26 protein-coding genes are annotated in these 15,604 nt (G+C 68.9%); 25 read left to right on the plus strand and 1 reads right to left on the minus strand.

From position 1 onward, the window contains the following. Positions 1–111 precede the first annotated feature (111 nt). The 23 genes from rpsJ (at position 112) to map (ending at position 12,745) form a co-directional block, all read left to right on the plus strand. Positions 112–420: a 30S ribosomal protein S10 gene (rpsJ, locus tag EZM51_RS11780; protein ID WP_017201594.1), complete on the plus strand. Its 309-nt coding sequence runs from the start codon at positions 112–114 to the stop codon at positions 418–420. A gap of 8 nt (positions 421–428) precedes the next feature. After that, the gene (rplC, locus tag EZM51_RS11785; RefSeq protein WP_136708469.1) at positions 429–1,085 is read left to right on the plus strand and encodes a 50S ribosomal protein L3; all 657 of its coding nucleotides are present in this window, start codon (positions 429–431) and stop codon (positions 1,083–1,085) included. 3 nt (positions 1,086–1,088) lie between these two features. Beyond that, entirely contained in the window at positions 1,089–1,751 is a 663-nt protein-coding gene (rplD, locus tag EZM51_RS11790; protein WP_136708470.1) for a 50S ribosomal protein L4, read from the plus strand. Beyond that, positions 1,748–2,050 (plus strand): 50S ribosomal protein L23, encoded by a 303-nt coding sequence (gene rplW, locus EZM51_RS11795; RefSeq protein WP_136708471.1) that lies wholly within the window; start codon positions 1,748–1,750, stop codon positions 2,048–2,050. Before rplD ends, rplW begins: the two co-directional genes overlap by 4 nt. Before the next feature lie 19 nt (positions 2,051–2,069). After that, the gene (gene rplB / locus EZM51_RS11800; RefSeq protein WP_136708472.1) at positions 2,070–2,909 is read left to right on the plus strand and encodes a 50S ribosomal protein L2; all 840 of its coding nucleotides are present in this window, start codon (positions 2,070–2,072) and stop codon (positions 2,907–2,909) included. Between the two features lie 12 nt (positions 2,910–2,921). After that, entirely contained in the window at positions 2,922–3,203 is a 282-nt protein-coding gene (gene rpsS / locus EZM51_RS11805; RefSeq protein ID WP_136708473.1) for a 30S ribosomal protein S19, read from the plus strand. A 26-nt stretch (positions 3,204–3,229) separates the two neighbouring features. Then, on the plus strand, positions 3,230–3,595 hold the full coding sequence (rplV, locus tag EZM51_RS11810) for a 50S ribosomal protein L22 (protein WP_136423944.1): 366 nt from the start codon (positions 3,230–3,232) through the stop codon (positions 3,593–3,595). After that, a complete protein-coding gene (gene rpsC / locus EZM51_RS11815) occupies positions 3,595–4,347 on the plus strand; it encodes a 30S ribosomal protein S3 (RefSeq protein WP_136708474.1) in 753 nt (250 codons plus the stop codon). Before rplV ends, rpsC begins: the two co-directional genes overlap by 1 nt. A 2-nt stretch (positions 4,348–4,349) precedes the next feature. After that, positions 4,350–4,769, plus strand: a complete 420-nt coding sequence (gene rplP / locus EZM51_RS11820) for a 50S ribosomal protein L16 (RefSeq protein ID WP_056010870.1) — start codon at positions 4,350–4,352, stop codon at positions 4,767–4,769. Further along, positions 4,769–5,095 (plus strand): 50S ribosomal protein L29, encoded by a 327-nt coding sequence (gene rpmC, locus EZM51_RS11825; protein WP_136708475.1) that lies wholly within the window; start codon positions 4,769–4,771, stop codon positions 5,093–5,095. The genes rplP and rpmC overlap by 1 nt, the downstream gene beginning before the upstream one ends. Positions 5,096–5,097: 2 nt before the next feature. Then, on the plus strand, positions 5,098–5,397 hold the full coding sequence (rpsQ, locus tag EZM51_RS11830) for a 30S ribosomal protein S17 (protein WP_136708476.1): 300 nt from the start codon (positions 5,098–5,100) through the stop codon (positions 5,395–5,397). A gap of 31 nt (positions 5,398–5,428) precedes the next feature. After that, on the plus strand, positions 5,429–5,797 hold the full coding sequence (rplN, locus tag EZM51_RS11835; protein ID WP_136708477.1) for a 50S ribosomal protein L14: 369 nt from the start codon (positions 5,429–5,431) through the stop codon (positions 5,795–5,797). A gap of 2 nt (positions 5,798–5,799) precedes the next feature. Beyond that, positions 5,800–6,168, plus strand: a complete 369-nt coding sequence (gene rplX / locus EZM51_RS11840) for a 50S ribosomal protein L24 (RefSeq protein ID WP_136708478.1) — start codon at positions 5,800–5,802, stop codon at positions 6,166–6,168. Next, positions 6,168–6,755: a 50S ribosomal protein L5 gene (gene rplE, locus EZM51_RS11845; protein ID WP_136708479.1), complete on the plus strand. Its 588-nt coding sequence runs from the start codon at positions 6,168–6,170 to the stop codon at positions 6,753–6,755. Before rplX ends, rplE begins: the two co-directional genes overlap by 1 nt. 143 nt (positions 6,756–6,898) lie before the next feature. Then, positions 6,899–7,297, plus strand: a complete 399-nt coding sequence (gene rpsH, locus EZM51_RS11850; RefSeq protein ID WP_136708480.1) for a 30S ribosomal protein S8 — start codon at positions 6,899–6,901, stop codon at positions 7,295–7,297. Between the two features lie 4 nt (positions 7,298–7,301). Then, positions 7,302–7,838 carry a 50S ribosomal protein L6 gene (rplF, locus tag EZM51_RS11855; RefSeq protein WP_136708481.1) on the plus strand — a complete coding sequence of 179 codons (537 nt, stop codon included), beginning with the start codon at positions 7,302–7,304 and terminating at the stop codon, positions 7,836–7,838. Between the two features lie 2 nt (positions 7,839–7,840). After that, a complete protein-coding gene (rplR, locus tag EZM51_RS11860) occupies positions 7,841–8,200 on the plus strand; it encodes a 50S ribosomal protein L18 (protein ID WP_136708482.1) in 360 nt (119 codons plus the stop codon). Then, entirely contained in the window at positions 8,197–8,898 is a 702-nt protein-coding gene (gene rpsE / locus EZM51_RS11865) for a 30S ribosomal protein S5 (protein ID WP_136708483.1), read from the plus strand. Before rplR ends, rpsE begins: the two co-directional genes overlap by 4 nt. Next, positions 8,898–9,080, plus strand: a complete 183-nt coding sequence (rpmD, locus tag EZM51_RS11870) for a 50S ribosomal protein L30 (RefSeq protein ID WP_174240768.1) — start codon at positions 8,898–8,900, stop codon at positions 9,078–9,080. Before rpsE ends, rpmD begins: the two co-directional genes overlap by 1 nt. After that, positions 9,080–9,781, plus strand: a complete 702-nt coding sequence (gene rplO / locus EZM51_RS11875) for a 50S ribosomal protein L15 (protein ID WP_136708484.1) — start codon at positions 9,080–9,082, stop codon at positions 9,779–9,781. Before rpmD ends, rplO begins: the two co-directional genes overlap by 1 nt. Before the next feature lie 135 nt (positions 9,782–9,916). Continuing rightward, positions 9,917–11,236: a preprotein translocase subunit SecY gene (secY, locus tag EZM51_RS11880; RefSeq protein ID WP_136708485.1), complete on the plus strand. Its 1,320-nt coding sequence runs from the start codon at positions 9,917–9,919 to the stop codon at positions 11,234–11,236. Further along, on the plus strand, positions 11,233–11,886 hold the full coding sequence (locus EZM51_RS11885) for an adenylate kinase (RefSeq protein ID WP_136708486.1): 654 nt from the start codon (positions 11,233–11,235) through the stop codon (positions 11,884–11,886). Before secY ends, EZM51_RS11885 begins: the two co-directional genes overlap by 4 nt. A gap of 7 nt (positions 11,887–11,893) precedes the next feature. Continuing rightward, a complete protein-coding gene (map, locus tag EZM51_RS11890) occupies positions 11,894–12,745 on the plus strand; it encodes a type I methionyl aminopeptidase (protein WP_136708487.1) in 852 nt (283 codons plus the stop codon). A 26-nt stretch (positions 12,746–12,771) separates the two neighbouring features. Here the strand turns inward: map and EZM51_RS11895 are convergent, their stop codons facing one another. Further along, a complete protein-coding gene (locus EZM51_RS11895) occupies positions 12,772–14,694 on the minus strand; it encodes a PTS sugar transporter subunit IIA (protein ID WP_136708488.1) in 1,923 nt (640 codons plus the stop codon). Between the two features lie 220 nt (positions 14,695–14,914). On the opposite strand from EZM51_RS11895, the gene EZM51_RS11900 reads away from it, so the two are divergent. Then, entirely contained in the window at positions 14,915–15,232 is a 318-nt protein-coding gene (locus EZM51_RS11900; protein ID WP_136708617.1) for a PTS IIB subunit, read from the plus strand. Positions 15,233–15,323: 91 nt separating this feature from the next. After that, entirely contained in the window at positions 15,324–15,590 is a 267-nt protein-coding gene (locus tag EZM51_RS11905; RefSeq protein WP_136708489.1) for an HPr family phosphocarrier protein, read from the plus strand. Positions 15,591–15,604 lie beyond the last annotated feature (14 nt).

Genomic DNA, 15,604 nt, shown 5'->3' on the forward strand with positions numbered 1-15,604 from the left:
GGCTCGATCACGGCCTTTGACAGAAGAACAGTGGTGCTTCACACGGAGTAGCTACGCGGCGTCCGATGCCCTCGGAAGGGGTATGACGCCTTGACAGAGAGAGAGTCAGCAATGGCGGGACAGAAGATCCGCATTCGACTGAAGTCGTATGACCACGAGGTCATCGACACCTCGGCGCGCAAGATCGTCGACACGGTGACCCGCGCGGGCGCCACGGTCGTCGGCCCCGTGCCGCTTCCGACCGAGAAGAACGTGGTGTGCGTCATCCGCTCGCCCCACAAGTACAAGGACAGCCGCGAGCACTTCGAGATGCGCACCCACAAGCGTCTGATCGACATCGTGGACCCGACGCCCAAGGCCGTCGACTCGCTCATGCGTCTCGACCTCCCCGCCGACGTCAACATCGAGATCAAGCTCTGAGGTAACCCATGTCCACCGCTACCAAGAACGTGAAGGGTCTGCTCGGCACCAAGCTCGGCATGACCCAGGTGTGGGATGAGAACAACAAGCTCGTCCCGGTCACCGTCATCGAGATCGCACCCAACGTCGTGACCCAGGTGCGCACCCCCGAGAAGGACGGCTACGACGCCGTGCAGATCGCCGCCGGCGCCATCGACCCCCGTAAGGTCAACCAGCCCGCATCGGGCCACTTCAAGGCCGCCGGCGTCACCCCGCGTCGTCACCTCGCCGAGGTCCGCACCGCGGATGCCTCGAGCTACGCGCTCGGCCAGGAGCTCACCGTCGACGGCACCTTCGAGGCCGGCCAGCTGGTCGACGTCGTCGGCACCTCCAAGGGCAAGGGCTTCGCCGGTGTCATGAAGCGCCACAACTTCAAGGGCGTCTCCGCGTCGCACGGTTCCCACCGCAACCACCGCAAGCCCGGTTCGATCGGTGCGTCGTCGACCCCCAGCCGTGTCTTCAAGGGCATGCGCATGGCCGGTCGCATGGGTGGCGAGCGCGTCACCGTGCTGAACCTCCGCGTGCACGCCGTCGACGCCGAGAAGGGACTCCTGCTCGTCAAGGGCGCGGTTCCCGGTGCGCGCGGCCGTCTCGTTTTCGTCCGCAACGCAGTGAAGGGGGCGTAGTCCATGGCTACCGCGACCAACACCATCGACACCCTCGACGTCACCGGCAAGAAGTCGGGCACGATCGAGCTCCCCGCTGAGCTCTTCGACGTGCAGACCAACGTGCCGCTGATCCACCAGGTCGTCGTCGCCCAGCTCGCCGCCGCGCGCCAGGGCACCCACAAGACCAAGACCCGCGGCGAGGTCTCCGGCGCCGGCCGCAAGCCCTTCAAGCAGAAGGGCACGGGCCGCGCCCGCCAGGGCTCGATCCGCGCGCCGCAGATGACCGGCGGTGGCATCGTCCACGGCCCGCAGCCGCGTGACTACTCGCAGCGCACCCCGAAGAAGATGATCGCCGCAGCACTGCTCGGCGCGCTCTCCGACCGCGCCCGCGGCGGCCGCATCCACGCCGTCGAGTCCTTCGTGAACGGCGACGTCGCGAAGACGAAGGACGCGGTCGCGCTCCTCGCCGGCATCGCGCCGTCGAAGCACCAGCTCATCGTGCTCACGCGCGACGACGAGCTCTCGGAGCGTGCGGTGCGCAACATCCCGACCGTGCACGTGCTGCCGGTCGACCAGCTGAACGCCTACGACGTGCTCGTCTCCGACGACATCGTCTTCAGCACGGCCGCGCTCGAGGCGTTCATCGCCGCGAAGACGGCCAAGAAGGAAGAGGTCTCCGCATGAGCGCCGTCCACAACAAGGACCCGCGCGACATCATCATCGCGCCGGTCGTCTCGGAGAAGAGCTACGGCCTGATCGACGAGGGCAAGTACACGTTCGTCGTGGACCCCCGCTCGAACAAGACCGAGATCAAGCTCGCGATCGAGAAGATCTTCAACGTCCAGGTGGCATCGATCAACACCCTGAACCGCCAGGGCAAGACGCGTCGCACCCGGTTCGGGATCGGCAAGCGCAAGGACACCAAGCGCGCGATCGTCACCCTCAAGTCCGGCTCGATCGACATCTTCACGGCTGTCGGCTAGGGAGCAGAGGTACCTCACTATGGCTATTCGCAAGTACAAGCCCACGACCCCCGGTCGTCGCGGTTCGTCGGTCGCCGACTTCGCTGAGATCACGCGCTCGACGCCCGAGAAGTCGCTGCTCCGCCCGCTGTCGAAGACCGGTGGCCGCAACAACCAGGGTCGCATCACGACGCGTCACATCGGTGGTGGCCACAAGCGCCAGTACCGCGTGATCGACTTCCGTCGCAACGACAAGGACGGCGTGCCCGCCAAGGTCGCGCACATCGAGTACGACCCCAACCGCACGGCTCGCATCGCGCTGCTCCACTTCGTGGACGGCACCAAGCGCTACATCCTGGCGCCGAACAAGCTGCAGCAGGGCGACCCGATCGAGTCGGGACCTGGCGCCGACATCAAGCCCGGCAACAACCTGCCGCTGCGCAACATCCCCACTGGTACCGTCGTGCACGCCATCGAGCTCCGCCCCGGCGGCGGCGCGAAGCTGGCCCGCTCGGCCGGTGCATCCGTCCGCCTCGTGGCGAAGGACGGCCCCTACGCGCAGCTCCGCCTGCCCTCGGGCGAGATCCGCAACGTCGACGCGCGCTGCCGTGCGACCGTCGGCGAGGTGGGCAACGCCGAGCAGTCGAACATCAACTGGGGCAAGGCCGGCCGCAAGCGCTGGAAGGGCGTGCGCCCGACCGTCCGCGGCGTCGCGATGAACCCGGTCGACCACCCGCACGGTGGTGGTGAGGGCAAGACCTCGGGCGGCCGTCACCCGGTCAGCCCGTGGGGTCAGTCCGAAGGCCGTACCCGTCGCCCCAACCGGGAGAGCGACAAGCTCATCGTTCGCCGTCGCACCGTCGGCAAGAAGCGCAAGTAGGAGTTGTAGAAGATGCCGCGCAGTCTCAAGAAGGGCCCCTTCGTCGATGACCACCTGCTTCGCAAGGTCGTCACGCAGAACGAAGCCGGTTCCAAGAACGTCATCAAGACCTGGTCGCGTCGATCGATGATCGTCCCGGCGATGCTGGGTCACACGATCGCCGTGCACGACGGTCGCAAGCACATCCCGGTGTTCGTCACCGAGACCATGGTGGGTCACAAGCTCGGAGAGTTCGCCCCCACCCGCACCTTCCGTGGACACGTGAAGGACGACAAGAAGGGCCGTCGCCGCTGACGCGGTGACGTGAAGGAGGAGAAGAAATGGTGGAGTCGATCGCACGTGTGCGACACATCCGCGTCACCCCCCAGAAGGCTCGCCGCGTCGTCAACCTGATCCGCGGCAAGCAGGCACAGGAGGCCCTCGCCATCCTGAAGTTCGCACCCCAGGGTGCGAGCGAGCCGGTGTACAAGCTCGTCGCCTCGGCCATCGCGAACGCACGCGTCAAGGCCGACGCCTCGAACACCTACCTGGACGAGCAGGACCTCTACGTCAGCCGCGCATTCGTCGACGAGGGCACCACCCTCAAGCGATTCCAGCCGCGCGCGCAGGGTCGTGCCTTCCGCATCAACAAGCGCACGAGCCACATCACCGTCGTGCTCGCCACGCCCGAGGAGGGTACGAAGTAATGGGTCAGAAGGTCAACCCGTACGGCTTCCGTCTCGGCATCACCACCGACCACGTGTCGCGGTGGTTCTCCGACTCGACGAAGCCCGGACAGCGCTACGCCGACTACCTCGCCGAGGACGTCAAGATCCGTCGCCTGCTCCAGACGTCGCTCGACCGCGCGGGAGTCTCGCGCATCGAGATCGAGCGCACCCGTGACCGCGTCCGCGTGGACATCCACACGGCGCGTCCCGGCATCGTGATCGGCCGCCGCGGCGCCGAGGCCGAGCGCATCCGCGCCGACCTCGAGAAGCTCACCGGCAAGCAGATCCAGCTGAACATCCTCGAGGTCAAGAACCCCGAGGCCGACGCCCAGCTCGTCGCCCAGGGCATCGCCGAGCAGCTCTCCGCCCGCGTGGCCTTCCGCCGCGCGATGCGCAAGGGCCTGCAGGGCGCGCAGCGCGCCGGCGCCAAGGGCGTCCGCATCCAGGTCTCCGGCCGCCTCGGCGGCGCCGAGATGAGCCGGTCGGAGTTCTACCGCGAGGGCCGCGTGCCTCTGCACACGCTTCGCGCGAACATCGACTACGGGTTCTACGAGGCGAAGACCACCTTCGGCCGCATCGGCGTGAAGGTCTGGATCTACAAGGGCGACATCACCAACAAGGAGCTCGCCCGCGAGCAGGCTTCGCAGAAGCCCTCGCGTGGTGACCGCAGTGACCGCCCCCGTCGTGCGCCCAAGGCGCAGGAGCCGGTGGCAGCAGGAGTTGAGGCATAACCATGTTGATTCCCCGTCGAGTCAAGTACCGCAAGCAGCACCACCCCGGCCGTTCGGGCCACGCCACCGGCGGCACGAAGGTCACCTTCGGCGAGTTCGGCATCCAGGCCCTGACTCCCGCCTACGTGACGAACCGTCAGATCGAGTCCGCTCGTATCGCGATGACCCGTCACATCAAGCGTGGCGGCAAGGTGTGGATCAACATCTACCCCGACCGTCCGCTCACGAAGAAGCCGGCCGAGACCCGAATGGGTTCCGGTAAGGGCTCGCCCGAGTGGTGGGTCGCCAACGTCAAGCCGGGTCGCGTCCTCTTCGAGGTCTCGGGTGTCTCCGAGGAACTCGCTCGTGAGGCCATGACCCGTGCCATCCACAAGCTGCCCCTCAAGGCACGCATCATCAAGCGCGAGGAGGGCGACGCGTAATGGCCGTCGGAACGAAGGAGCTCGCGCCGAGCGAGCTCGACACCTTTGAAGACGAGCGACTCGTCGACGAGCTGAAGAAGGCCAAGGAGGAGCTGTTCAACCTGCGCTTCCAGGCCGCCACCGGCCAGCTCGAGAGCCACGGCCGACTGCGTGCCGTCAAGCGCGACATCGCGCGCATCTACACGGTCATCCGTGAGCGCGAGCTCGGCATCCGGGCCACGCCCGCCCCGGTCGAGGCGAAGGCCGCGCCCGCGAAGAAGACCAAGAAGGCCAAGGCCGAGGCATCCGCTGATGCCGCTGCCGAGGCAGAGACGAAGGAGGCCTGAACATGGCTGAGACCGAGAAGGCCACGGCCGAGGTCGCCGAGACGGCCTCGCACCGCCCGTACCGCAAGGTGCGCCGCGGCTACGTCGTGAGCGACAAGATGCAGAAGACCATCGTCGTCGAGGTCGAGGACCGCGTGAAGCACCCGCTCTACGGGAAGGTCATCCGCCGCACCTCGAAGGTCAAGGCGCACGACGAGCAGAACACCGCCGGCATCGGCGACCTGGTCGTCATCGCCGAGACCCGCCCCCTCAGCGCCACCAAGCGCTGGCGGCTCGTCGAGATCGCGGAGAAGGCCAAGTAAGCCTCGGCTTGCTCGGTAGAAGGAGTTCACAATGCTTCAGCAGGAATCACGAGTCAAGGTCGCCGACAACACCGGCGCCAAGGAGCTGCTCACGATCCGCGTCCTCGGAGGGTCGAAGCGTCGCTACGCCGGCCTCGGCGACACGATCGTCGCGACCGTCAAGGACGCCATCCCGGGCGGCAACGTCAAGAAGGGCGATGTCGTCAAGGCGGTCATCGTCCGCACCGTCAAGGAGACCCGTCGCGCCGACGGCTCCTACATCAAGTTCGACGAGAACGCGGCGGTCATCCTCAAGAACGACGGCGACCCCCGCGGCACCCGCATCTTCGGGCCGGTCGGCCGCGAGCTGCGCGACCGCAAGTTCATGAAGATCATCTCGCTGGCACCGGAGGTGCTGTAACCATGGCCAACATCAAGAAGGGCGACCTGGTCCAGGTCATCTCGGGTCCGAAGAGGAACAAGGACGGCACCCCCGGCGACCGCGGCAAGCAGGGCAAGGTCATCGAGGTGCTCGTCGCCGAGAACCGCGTCGTGGTCGAGGGCGTGAACTTCGTCACGAAGCACGTGCGCGTCGGCCAGACGCAGCGCGGCTCGAAGACGGGCGGCATCGAGACGCACGAGGCGCCGATCCACGTGTCGAACGTCGCGCTCGTCGACCCCGAGACGAAGAAGCCGACCCGCGTCGGCTTCCGCACCGAGACCGTGACGAAGGACGGCGTCGAGAAGACCGTCCGCGTCCGCTACGCCAAGAAGTCAGGTAAGGACCTGTAATGACCGATACGGCAACGCAGGCTGGCAAAATCCAGCCGCGACTGAAGACCAAGTACCGGACCGAGATCTCGAAGGCCCTCGCCGAGGAGCACGGCTACACCAACGTGCATCAGGTTCCGGGTCTCGTGAAGATCGTCGTGAACATGGGCGTCGGCGAGGCGGCCCGCGATGGCAAGGTCATCGACGGTGCGATCGCCGACCTGACCCGGATCACCGGGCAGAAGCCGCAGGTCACCAAGGCCCGCAAGTCCATCGCGCAGTTCAAGCTGCGCGAGGGCCAGCCCATCGGCGCGCACGTCACGCTGCGCGGCGACCGCATGTGGGAGTTCCTCGACCGCCTGCTCTCGCTCGCGCTGCCCCGTATCCGCGACTTCCGGGGCCTCTCGGACCAGCAGTTCGACGGCAACGGCAACTACACCTTCGGCCTCGTGGAGCAGTCCGTGTTCCACGAGATCGACCAGGACAAGATCGACCGCGTCCGCGGCATGGACATCACCGTGGTGACCACCGCCAAGAACGACGACGAGGGCCGCGCGCTGCTCAAGCAGCTCGGCTTCCCGTTCCGGTCGAACACGTCCGGCAACTGAACCCCGGATGCCGCATTCGGTCCCTGAGCTTGTCGAAGGGCGCGGCATCCGACCCGGGTCCGGCATCCGCCCGACCCATCCACCACAGGTCATCACTCGTGTAACGGGTGCTGAAACCTGGTGAACGTAAGGAACCATTCGTCATGACGATGACCGACCCGGTCGCTGACATGCTGACCCGCCTGCGCAACGCGAACTCGGCGCACCACGACACCGTGTCGATGCCGCACTCCAAGCTCAAGGCGCACATCGCCGAGATCCTCAGGAACGAGGGCTACATCGCCGGCTTCGAGGTGACCGACGCGCGCGTGGGCAAGACGCTCACGCTGCAGCTGAAGTTCGGTCCCAACCGCGAGCGCTCGATCGCGGGCATCAAGCGCGTGTCGAAGCCCGGCCTCCGCGTCTACGCGAAGTCGACCGAGCTTCCCAAGGTGCTCGGCGGCCTCGGCGTCGCGATCCTGTCCACCTCCAGCGGTCTGCTGACCGACCGCCAGGCCGAGAAGAAGGGTGTGGGTGGGGAAGTCCTCGCCTACGTGTGGTAGTTCCATGTCACGAATCGGACGACTTCCCATCGACATCCCCGCCGGTGTCGACGTCACGGTCGACGGCGCCGCCGTCACCGTCAAGGGCCCGAAGGGGGAGCTCTCGCTCACCGTCGCGTCGCCCATCGAGGTGAAGCTCGAGGACAACCAGGTCCTCGTCACCCGCCCCGACGACGAGCGCGAGTCGCGCTCGCTGCACGGACTCACCCGCTCGCTGATCGCGAACCAGATCATCGGCGTGACGCAGGGCTACTCCAAGGCCCTCGAGATCGTCGGCACCGGGTACCGCGTCGCGCAGAAGGGCTCCTCGATCGAGTTCGCGCTCGGGTTCTCGCACCCCGTCACCGTCGAGCCGCCGGCCGGCATCACGCTGTCCGTCGAGGGCAACAACAAGGTCACCGTCACGGGCATCGACAAGCAGGCCGTGGGCGAGGCCGCCGCCAACATCCGCAAGATCAAGAAGCCCGAGCCGTACAAGGGCAAGGGCATCCGCTACGCCGGCGAGGTCGTTCGTCGCAAGGCCGGAAAGTCAGGTAAGTAATCATGGCTGTGAAGACCAAGACGGCTGCGCGCACGCGCCGCCACACCCGCCTTCGCAAGAAGATCGTCGGCACCGTCGAGCGCCCGCGTCTCGTCGTGACGCGTTCGGCCCGCCACGTCTTCGTGCAGGTCGTCGACGACGCCGCAGGCCGCACCCTGGCGTCCGCCTCCACCATGGAGGCCGACCTCCGCGCGTTCGAGGGCGACAAGACCGCCAAGGCCCGGAAGGTCGGCGAACTCGTGGCCGAGCGCGCGAAGCAGGCCGGCATCGAGTCGGTCGTCTTCGACCGCGGCGGCAACAAGTACGCCGGTCGCGTCGCCGCCATCGCCGATGGCGCGCGAGAGGCGGGGCTGAGCCTGTGACCGACAACAAGAAGGAGAACGAGGTGGCTGCAGTGGCAGAGGCACCCGTGGAGACCGCCGCCGCGAGCGAGGCTCCCCAGAACGAGCCGCGCGAGGCCCGTCGTGGCAGCCGCGACCGTGGCCCGAGCCGCGACCGCGGTGGCCGTGACGCCGAGAAGAGCCAGTTCCTCGAGCGCGTCGTGACCATCAACCGCGTGTCCAAGGTCGTCAAGGGCGGCCGTCGCTTCAGCTTCACGGCGCTCGTCGTCGTGGGTGACGGCAACGGCCTCGTCGGTGTCGGCTACGGCAAGGCGCGCGAGGTCCCGACCGCGATCTCGAAGGGCGTCGAGGAGGCGAAGAAGAACTTCTTCCGCGTTCCCCGCGTCGGCGCGACCATCCCGCACCCCGTCCAGGGCGAGGCGGCCGCAGGCGTCGTCCTGCTCCGGCCGGCTTCCGCCGGTACCGGCGTCATCGCCGGTGGTCCGGTGCGTGCCGTGCTCGAGTGCGCCGGCATCCACGACGTCCTGAGCAAGTCGCTCGGCTCGTCGAACACCATCAACATCGTGCACGCCACGGTCCAGGCACTCAAGGAGCTCGAGGAGCCTCGCGCGGTCGCCGCGCGTCGTGGCCTCGACTACGACGAGGTCGCCCCGGCCCGTCTGGTGCGTGCCGAAGCACAGGCGGCCGAGGCCGCCGCAGCGGCGAAGGCAGGTGCCTGATGGCGAAGCTCAAGGTGACCCAGATCAAGTCCAAGGTGAGCGAGAAGCAGAACCAGCGCGACACGCTGCGCAGCCTCGGGCTGAAGCGCATCGGCGACTCGGTCGTTCGCGACGACACCCCGCAGAACCGCGGGTACGTCAAGACCGTCGCCCACCTCGTGAAGGTTGAGGAGATCGACTAATGGCAGAGAACGAGAAGGCCGCCGAGGCCGCCGAGGCCAAGAAGGCTCCGGCGAAGAAGGCGGCCGCCAAGCCCGCCGCCGAGAAGGCTCCCGCGAAGAAGGCGCCGGCCAAGGCCGCTGCCGCGAAGGCCGACGACGCGAAGGCTCCCGCGAAGAAGGCGCCGGCCAAGGCCGCTGCCGCGAAGGCCGACGACGCGAAGGCCCCCGCGAAGAAGGCCGCGGCCAAGAAGGCGCCCGCCAAGGACGCCGTCGAGGCCAAGCGCGAGCCCGTGCTGAAGGTGCACCACCTGCGCCCCGCGCCCGGTGCCAAGAAGGACAAGACCCGCGTCGGACGCGGTGAGGGTTCGAAGGGCAAGACCGCGGGCCGAGGCACCAAGGGTTCGAAGGCGCGCAACAACATCCGGCCCGGCTTCGAGGGCGGCCAGCTTCCGTACCACATGCGTGCGCCGAAGCTGCGCGGCTTCAAGAACCCGTTCCGGGTCGAGTACCAGGTCGTCAACCTGGAGAAGCTCGCCGAGCTCTACCCGAAGGGCGGCGACGTCACGGTCGCCGACCTCGTCGAGAAGGGTGCCGTCCGCAAGAACGAGCGCGTCAAGGTGCTCGGCAACGGCGACATCCAGGTGAAGCTCAATGTCGCGGTCGACAAGGTCTCCGGCTCCGCCGAGCAGAAGATCGTCGCCGCGGGCGGCTCGGTCAAGTAGGCCGAAGCCCACCGGATCGCCCGAGCCTGTCGGGACCTCGCGTATGATTCACGGGGGTCCCGACAGGCTCGAGCCGCATCCGGACCCATTCGCCAACAGCGCAACACGCTCCCACACGGAGTGACAGGAGGACGAGTGTTCAACGCCATCGGGCGGATCTTCCGCACGCCGGATCTTCGCCGCAAGATCGGGTTCACGCTGGGCATCGTGGCCCTGTTCCGGCTCGGGTCCTTCATCCCGGCGCCATTCGTGGACTTCGGGAACGTGCAGGCGTGTCTCGCGGCGAGCCAGGGAGCATCCGGCCTCTACGAGCTCGTCAACCTGTTCTCGGGCGGTGCGCTCCTCCAGCTCTCGATCTTCGCGCTCGGCATCATGCCGTACATCACCGCGTCGATCATCACGCAGCTGCTTCGCGTGGTGATCCCGCACTTCGAGACCCTCCACAAGGAGGGCCAGGCCGGGCAGGCGCGTCTCACGCAGTACACGCGCTACCTGACGATCGCGCTCGGCGTGCTGCAGTCGACGACCCTGGTCACGGTGGCCCGCTCGGGCGCGCTGTTCCCGTCGGGCGACCCGTCGTGCTCGCAGCTCATCACGAACGACGCCTGGTACGCGATCCTGCTCATGGTCATCACCATGACCGCCGGCACCGGCCTCATCATGTGGCTCGGCGAGCTCATCACCGAGCGCGGCATCGGCAACGGCATGTCGCTGCTCATCTTCACCTCGATCGCGGCGACCTTCCCCGGCTCGCTCTGGGCGATCGGCGTGTCCCGCGGCTGGGACATCTTCGCGCTCGTGCTCGTCGTCGGCCTCCTCATCGTGGTGGCGGTCGTCTTCGTCGAGCAGTCGCAGCGGCGCATCCCCGTGCAGTACGCCAAGCGCATGGTCGGTCGGCGCACGTACGGCGGCAACAACACCTACATCCCGATCAAGGTGAACATGGCCGGCGTCGTGCCCGTCATCTTCGCGTCCTCGCTCCTGTACCTGCCGGCCCTCATCGCGCAGTTCAACCAGCCGGCCGCCGGCGAGGAGCCGCAGCCGTGGGTCGTCTGGATCACGAACTACCTCACGCAGGGCGATCACCCGCTCTACATGCTCCTGTACTTCCTCCTGATCGTCGGGTTCACGTACTTCTACGTCGCCATCACGTTCAACCCCGACGAGGTGGCCGAGAACATGAAGAAGTACGGCGGTTTCATCCCGGGCATCCGGGCCGGCCGGCCGACGGCCGAATACCTCGATTACGTGCTGACGCGCGTGACGCTGCCGGGTTCGCTCTACCTCGGCCTCGTCGCACTCATCCCGCTGATCGCCCTCGGGCTCGTCGGCGCCAACGCGAACTTCCCGTTCGGCGGCGCATCGATCCTCATCATCGTCGGCGTCGGCCTCGAGACCGTGAAGCAGATCGACGCCCAGCTCCAGCAGCGGCACTACGAAGGGCTCCTCCGATGACCGCCCGACAGGCTCACGGCGACGCGGCCTCGGCCTCGGCTCGGCTCCTGATCGTCGGCCCGCAGGGTTCCGGCAAGGGAACGCAGGGCGTGCTCGTCGCGAAGGCGTTCGGCGTGCCGCAGGTGGCGACGGGCGACATCTTCCGCGAGAACGTGACGAACGGCACCGAGCTCGGCAAGAAGGTCCAGGCGATCATCGAGGCCGGCGACCTGGTGCCCGACGAGCTCACGAGCGAACTCGTCCGTGATCGGCTGGAGCAGCCCGATGCCGCGCGCGGCTTCCTGCTCGACGGGTATCCCCGCAATCGCGGCCAGGTCGACGACCTCGACGCCTTCCTCGAGCCCCGCGGCGAAGCACTCGACGCGGTGATCGAACTCGTGGTGCCCCGCGAGGAGAGCATCGCGCGCATCACCCAGCGGGCCGAGGAGCAGGGGCGTACCGACGACACCGAAGAGGTCATCGCGAACCGCCTCGCGATCTACGAGCGGGAGACGGCGCCGATCCTCGACGTCTATCGAGCGCGGGGCATCGTCGACGAGGTCGACGGCGTCGGCACCCTCGAGGAGGTCACCGACCGCATCTTCGCCGCCCTCGCGGAGCGTGGCCTGACCGCGGACGCGCACGACGGCGGCAACGGCGCGGCGGCCTGACGCCCGCGTGTTCCGCAGATCGCTCTACAAGTCTCCGGCCGAGCTCCGCTCGATGCTCGCGGCGGGCTCGGCGACCGCCGCGGCGCTCGCCGAGGCGCGGCGACTGGTCGTGCCCGGCGCCACCCCGCTCGAGCTCGATGCCGCCGCCGAACGCGTCATCCGGGGCCTCGGAGGACGTCCGAACTTCCAGCTGGTACCCGGCTACCGGCACACGCTCTGCGTCTCCGTCGACGACGACGTCGTGCACGGCATCCCGGGTGAACGCCCGTTCCGGCCGGGAGACATCGTCTCGGTCGACGGCGGCGCCGACGTCGGCGGCTGGAACGGCGACGCGGCCTTCACGGTCGTGATCCCCGACGCCGCGCGTCCCGAGGTCGTGGCGGCCAGGGAGCGGCTGTCCGAGGTCACCGAGCAGGCGCTGTGGCACGGCATCGCCGCCCTCGCGAGCGCCCGCCACCTCAATGAGGTCGGCGCGGCCATCGAGGACCACGTGCTCGGCGAGGGCGACCCCTCGACGGGCTCAGGGCACCGGTTCGGCATCCTCACCGACTACGTCGGTCACGGCATCGGCCGCGAGATGCACGAGGAGCCGCCCGTCTTCAACTACCGCGTCGACCGCCGCGGTGCCGCCGTGCGGCCCGGCCTCGTGGTCGCGATCGAGCCCATGGTCGTCGCCGGCTCGGTCGATACCTTCGTGCGCGACGACGACTGGACGGTGACGACCGCCGACGGCGCGGATGCCGCGCACTGGGAGCACACGGTCGCCGTGCACGACGACGGCATCTGGGTGCTCACCGCCCCCGACGGCGGCGCCGCCGGCCTCGCGCCGCTCGGCGTGGAGCCGGTGCCGATTCCGTAGCGGGCATCCCGGCCCCGGGGCTCCGCTCAGGATCCGTGCGGTTCCATGAGCCGCGCGAGCTCGGCGAGCAGCCCGGGGTAGTCCGAAGCGCCCTGCACGAGGCGCTGCACGTTCTCGCGCTCCGAGAACGCCTCCACGAACTGGTCGAAGACCTCCTGGAACTCGGCGCGCCCGCTCTCCGCGAATGCGATGAGGGCGACCACGTGCACGTGGGCGCCGCCCCAGTCGAGCGGCGTGTCGTCGATGGCGATGGCGATGGCCGTGCGCGTCGCGGACATGGTCATCGCGTGCGGCACGGCGAGGTGCTCGGTGAACGCCGTCGACGACAGGCGTTCGCGCTCGAGGGCTCCCTCGACGTACGCGTGGTCGATCACGCCCGACGAGATCATGCGGTCGCCGAGGTGTCGGATGACGCCTTCGCGGTCGAGGCCCCGCATTCCGCGCACGAACAGCTCGGGTGCGATGTACCGGGAGAGGGAGGCCGCCAGCCGCATCCGACGGCGGGCACGGCGCACGCGCGAGATCTCCGCCCGGACGCGCTCGAGATCGGCGTCCGTCGGGAACGGCGAGACGACGACGAGACGCTCGACGGGCGCCGACGGCGCCAGGACCGCGACCACGACGTCGGCCGACCCCGCGTCATCGCCGGCGACGACCACGTCGACGTCACGGTCGACCGCGGCCCGCACGCGCTCGGCGAGGGCCGTGTGCACGTCGTGGTAGGCGGGAGCGGACACGGCCACCCGGACCGGCTCGCCGCCGGAACGGCGTCGGTCGAGGTAGGCGCCCACGTGCATCGCGATGTAGGCGATCTCGTCGTCGATGACGGCGATACCCTCGGAACGGGCGAGCTCGCTCGCGATGTACACGGCGAGCTCGTAGATGAGCGGGTAGGCGGCCTTGATCGACGTCGTCAGCGGGTTTCGCGAGAAGCTCGACTCGCTCGCCCGTGCGACGAGGTTGTCGACGTGCAGCGCCAGTCGGTCGATGAAGTCGTCGTCGTCGAGGTCGATGAGGTACGCGGCCGATGCGCTCGCCACCACCCGGCGCACGAGCGGCACCCGCGGTGAGAAGGGGCGGTCGGGGGACTCCGCGTGCGCCGACTCGGTCGTGCGCGTCGCGGCCCGCGTCTCGAGGAGACGCGTGAGGTGGGCGAGGTCTGCCGGTCCGACAGCTGTTCCGAAGTGCTCGGTCACGAGCCGCTCGACGAGTTCGGACAATGGTCCGCCGCCGCCGGCGACCGAGCGCGGAGCCGTGCCGGGTTCGCCCGTCGAGGCGGGCGCAGCGGCATCCGGGGCCTCGAGCGGATGGTTGTGCGCCACCCGATCGAGGGCGATGGCCGTGTGCAGGAGCACGTCGTTGAGCCCGTACTCGTTCGGGGCGTACCCGGCCTCGGCGAGTCCGGCGACGAGCGCGGCGCGGAAGTCCGTGATCTCGGGGAACGCCGCCCGGAGCTCGTCAAGCTCGAGCATGCCCCGTGCCGACTCGTCGCGGAAGAGGGCACCGAGCAGTCGCCGTCGCGCGGTCTCGGGGCCCTCCAGCGTGATCCGGGGGCCATGGCGCACGAGCGCGAGGCCGGTGCCCTCGAGGCGGGCGCGCACCCGGGCGAGGTCGGCCTCGAACGTCGAGTCGCTCACATGGTTCGCGGCGGCCGCCTCGTGCACGTCGAGGCCGTCGGTCGCGTCGATGAGCGAGCGGATGACGCGGGCCGCCCGCACCGCGGGCGTCGTCTCGCGGCGGGGTTCCGTGCGGCGGGCCGCCCACGCCGCGCGATCGAGTCGATACCCCGCCGGTCCGGACTCGACGACCGTGCCGCCGGCGTTCGCCTGCGCGACGTAGTTGCGGATGGTGCGGGTCGTCACCCCGAGCCGCTCGGCGAGCTCGGTCGCCGTCGTCCACGTGTCGGCAGGGGCGAGCGCATCGACGAGTCGCTCCCACTTCTCGGCCACTGCAGCTCCAGGGTTCCGCCGGCGCCACGCGACGCCGTGCGCTCCAGACAGTCAACCATCCGGACTCGGGCGGTGGGACTTTCCGCGGCCGGATTTCCGGGGGTGCGGAAACGAATCGGGTGGTGCGGCGGCGGGCGCCGCGGGCACAATCGAATCGATCGCGGTTCGACGCCGCGGCCGAACGATCGACGAGGACCGGGCGATGGCCGGGCGAGGAGGCATGGTGGTTCGCATCATCGTGGTCTGCGGCGCAGGCGCCTCGAGCACCTTCGTCGCACACCGGATCCGCCGGGCGGCCGCCGCCCGTGGCATCGACGTGCGTGCCACCGCCACGAGCGAGTCCGTCCTCGAGCAGTCGCTCGCGGACGCGGACGTGCTCCTCGTCGGCGCGCACCTCGGCGACCGCGTCGGCCTCCTGCGCGAACGCGCGGCGGCGGCATCCGTGCCCGTCGTGATCCTCCCCGAGGGCGCCGCCGCCGCGGCCGACGGGGAGGACGCCCTCGACCTGGCCCTCGAGTTCGCTGGGGTCGGATCATGACGCCGCGCGCGCCGCGCGCCGCGGCCGTCACCGAACGGCCCGCGGGCTATGGTGAGCGAGGGAACGGAAGGCAGCGACGGAGACCGGAATCATGGTGGAACGCACAGTTCGAATCGGATCCACGCACGGCCTGCACGCGCGGCCGGCGAAGCTCTTCACCCAGGCCGTGGCCGCATCGGGATCACAGGTCACCGTGCAGAAGACCGGCGGGTCGCCCGTCAACGCGGCCAGCATCCTCGCCGTCATCGCGCAGGGGATCGATCACGGCGACGAGGTCACGATCGTCGTCGACGGCGGCGACGAGCAGACGGTGCTCGACGAGCTCGTGGAGCTCCTCGGCACCGACCACGACGAGTAGCGCGGGGCATCCGT

The sequence above is a fragment of the Agromyces sp. H66 genome (genome assembly GCF_004959775.1).
Classification (GTDB): Bacteria; Actinomycetota; Actinomycetes; order Actinomycetales; family Microbacteriaceae; genus Agromyces.

Bases quoted from the DNA above. Each gene is read 5' to 3' on its own strand.
- rplW (WP_136708471.1), top strand. From the start codon at position 1,748: ATGAGCGCCGTCCACAACAAGGACCCGCGCGACATCATCATCGCGCCG.
- rplP (WP_056010870.1), top strand. From the start codon at position 4,350: ATGTTGATTCCCCGTCGAGTCAAGTACCGCAAGCAGCACCACCCCGGC.
- rplV (WP_136423944.1), top strand. From the start codon at position 3,230: ATGGTGGAGTCGATCGCACGTGTGCGACACATCCGCGTCACCCCCCAG.
- rpsS (WP_136708473.1), top strand. From the start codon at position 2,922: ATGCCGCGCAGTCTCAAGAAGGGCCCCTTCGTCGATGACCACCTGCTT.
- EZM51_RS11905 (WP_136708489.1), top strand. From the start codon at position 15,324: ATGGTGGAACGCACAGTTCGAATCGGATCCACGCACGGCCTGCACGCG.
- rplO (WP_136708484.1), top strand. From the start codon at position 9,080: ATGGCAGAGAACGAGAAGGCCGCCGAGGCCGCCGAGGCCAAGAAGGCT.
- rplR (WP_136708482.1), top strand. From the start codon at position 7,841: ATGGCTGTGAAGACCAAGACGGCTGCGCGCACGCGCCGCCACACCCGC.
- rplC (WP_136708469.1), top strand. From the start codon at position 429: ATGTCCACCGCTACCAAGAACGTGAAGGGTCTGCTCGGCACCAAGCTC.
- EZM51_RS11900 (WP_136708617.1), top strand. From the start codon at position 14,915: ATGGTGGTTCGCATCATCGTGGTCTGCGGCGCAGGCGCCTCGAGCACC.
- rplD (WP_136708470.1), top strand. From the start codon at position 1,089: ATGGCTACCGCGACCAACACCATCGACACCCTCGACGTCACCGGCAAG.
- rplN (WP_136708477.1), top strand. From the start codon at position 5,429: ATGCTTCAGCAGGAATCACGAGTCAAGGTCGCCGACAACACCGGCGCC.
- rpmD (WP_174240768.1), top strand. From the start codon at position 8,898: ATGGCGAAGCTCAAGGTGACCCAGATCAAGTCCAAGGTGAGCGAGAAG.
- rplX (WP_136708478.1), top strand. From the start codon at position 5,800: ATGGCCAACATCAAGAAGGGCGACCTGGTCCAGGTCATCTCGGGTCCG.
- rplE (WP_136708479.1), top strand. From the start codon at position 6,168: ATGACCGATACGGCAACGCAGGCTGGCAAAATCCAGCCGCGACTGAAG.
- EZM51_RS11885 (WP_136708486.1), top strand. From the start codon at position 11,233: ATGACCGCCCGACAGGCTCACGGCGACGCGGCCTCGGCCTCGGCTCGG.
- rpsC (WP_136708474.1), top strand. From the start codon at position 3,595: ATGGGTCAGAAGGTCAACCCGTACGGCTTCCGTCTCGGCATCACCACC.
- rpmC (WP_136708475.1), top strand. From the start codon at position 4,769: ATGGCCGTCGGAACGAAGGAGCTCGCGCCGAGCGAGCTCGACACCTTT.
- rpsH (WP_136708480.1), top strand. From the start codon at position 6,899: ATGACGATGACCGACCCGGTCGCTGACATGCTGACCCGCCTGCGCAAC.
- rpsQ (WP_136708476.1), top strand. From the start codon at position 5,098: ATGGCTGAGACCGAGAAGGCCACGGCCGAGGTCGCCGAGACGGCCTCG.
- rpsJ (WP_017201594.1), top strand. From the start codon at position 112: ATGGCGGGACAGAAGATCCGCATTCGACTGAAGTCGTATGACCACGAG.
- rplF (WP_136708481.1), top strand. From the start codon at position 7,302: ATGTCACGAATCGGACGACTTCCCATCGACATCCCCGCCGGTGTCGAC.
- rplB (WP_136708472.1), top strand. From the start codon at position 2,070: ATGGCTATTCGCAAGTACAAGCCCACGACCCCCGGTCGTCGCGGTTCG.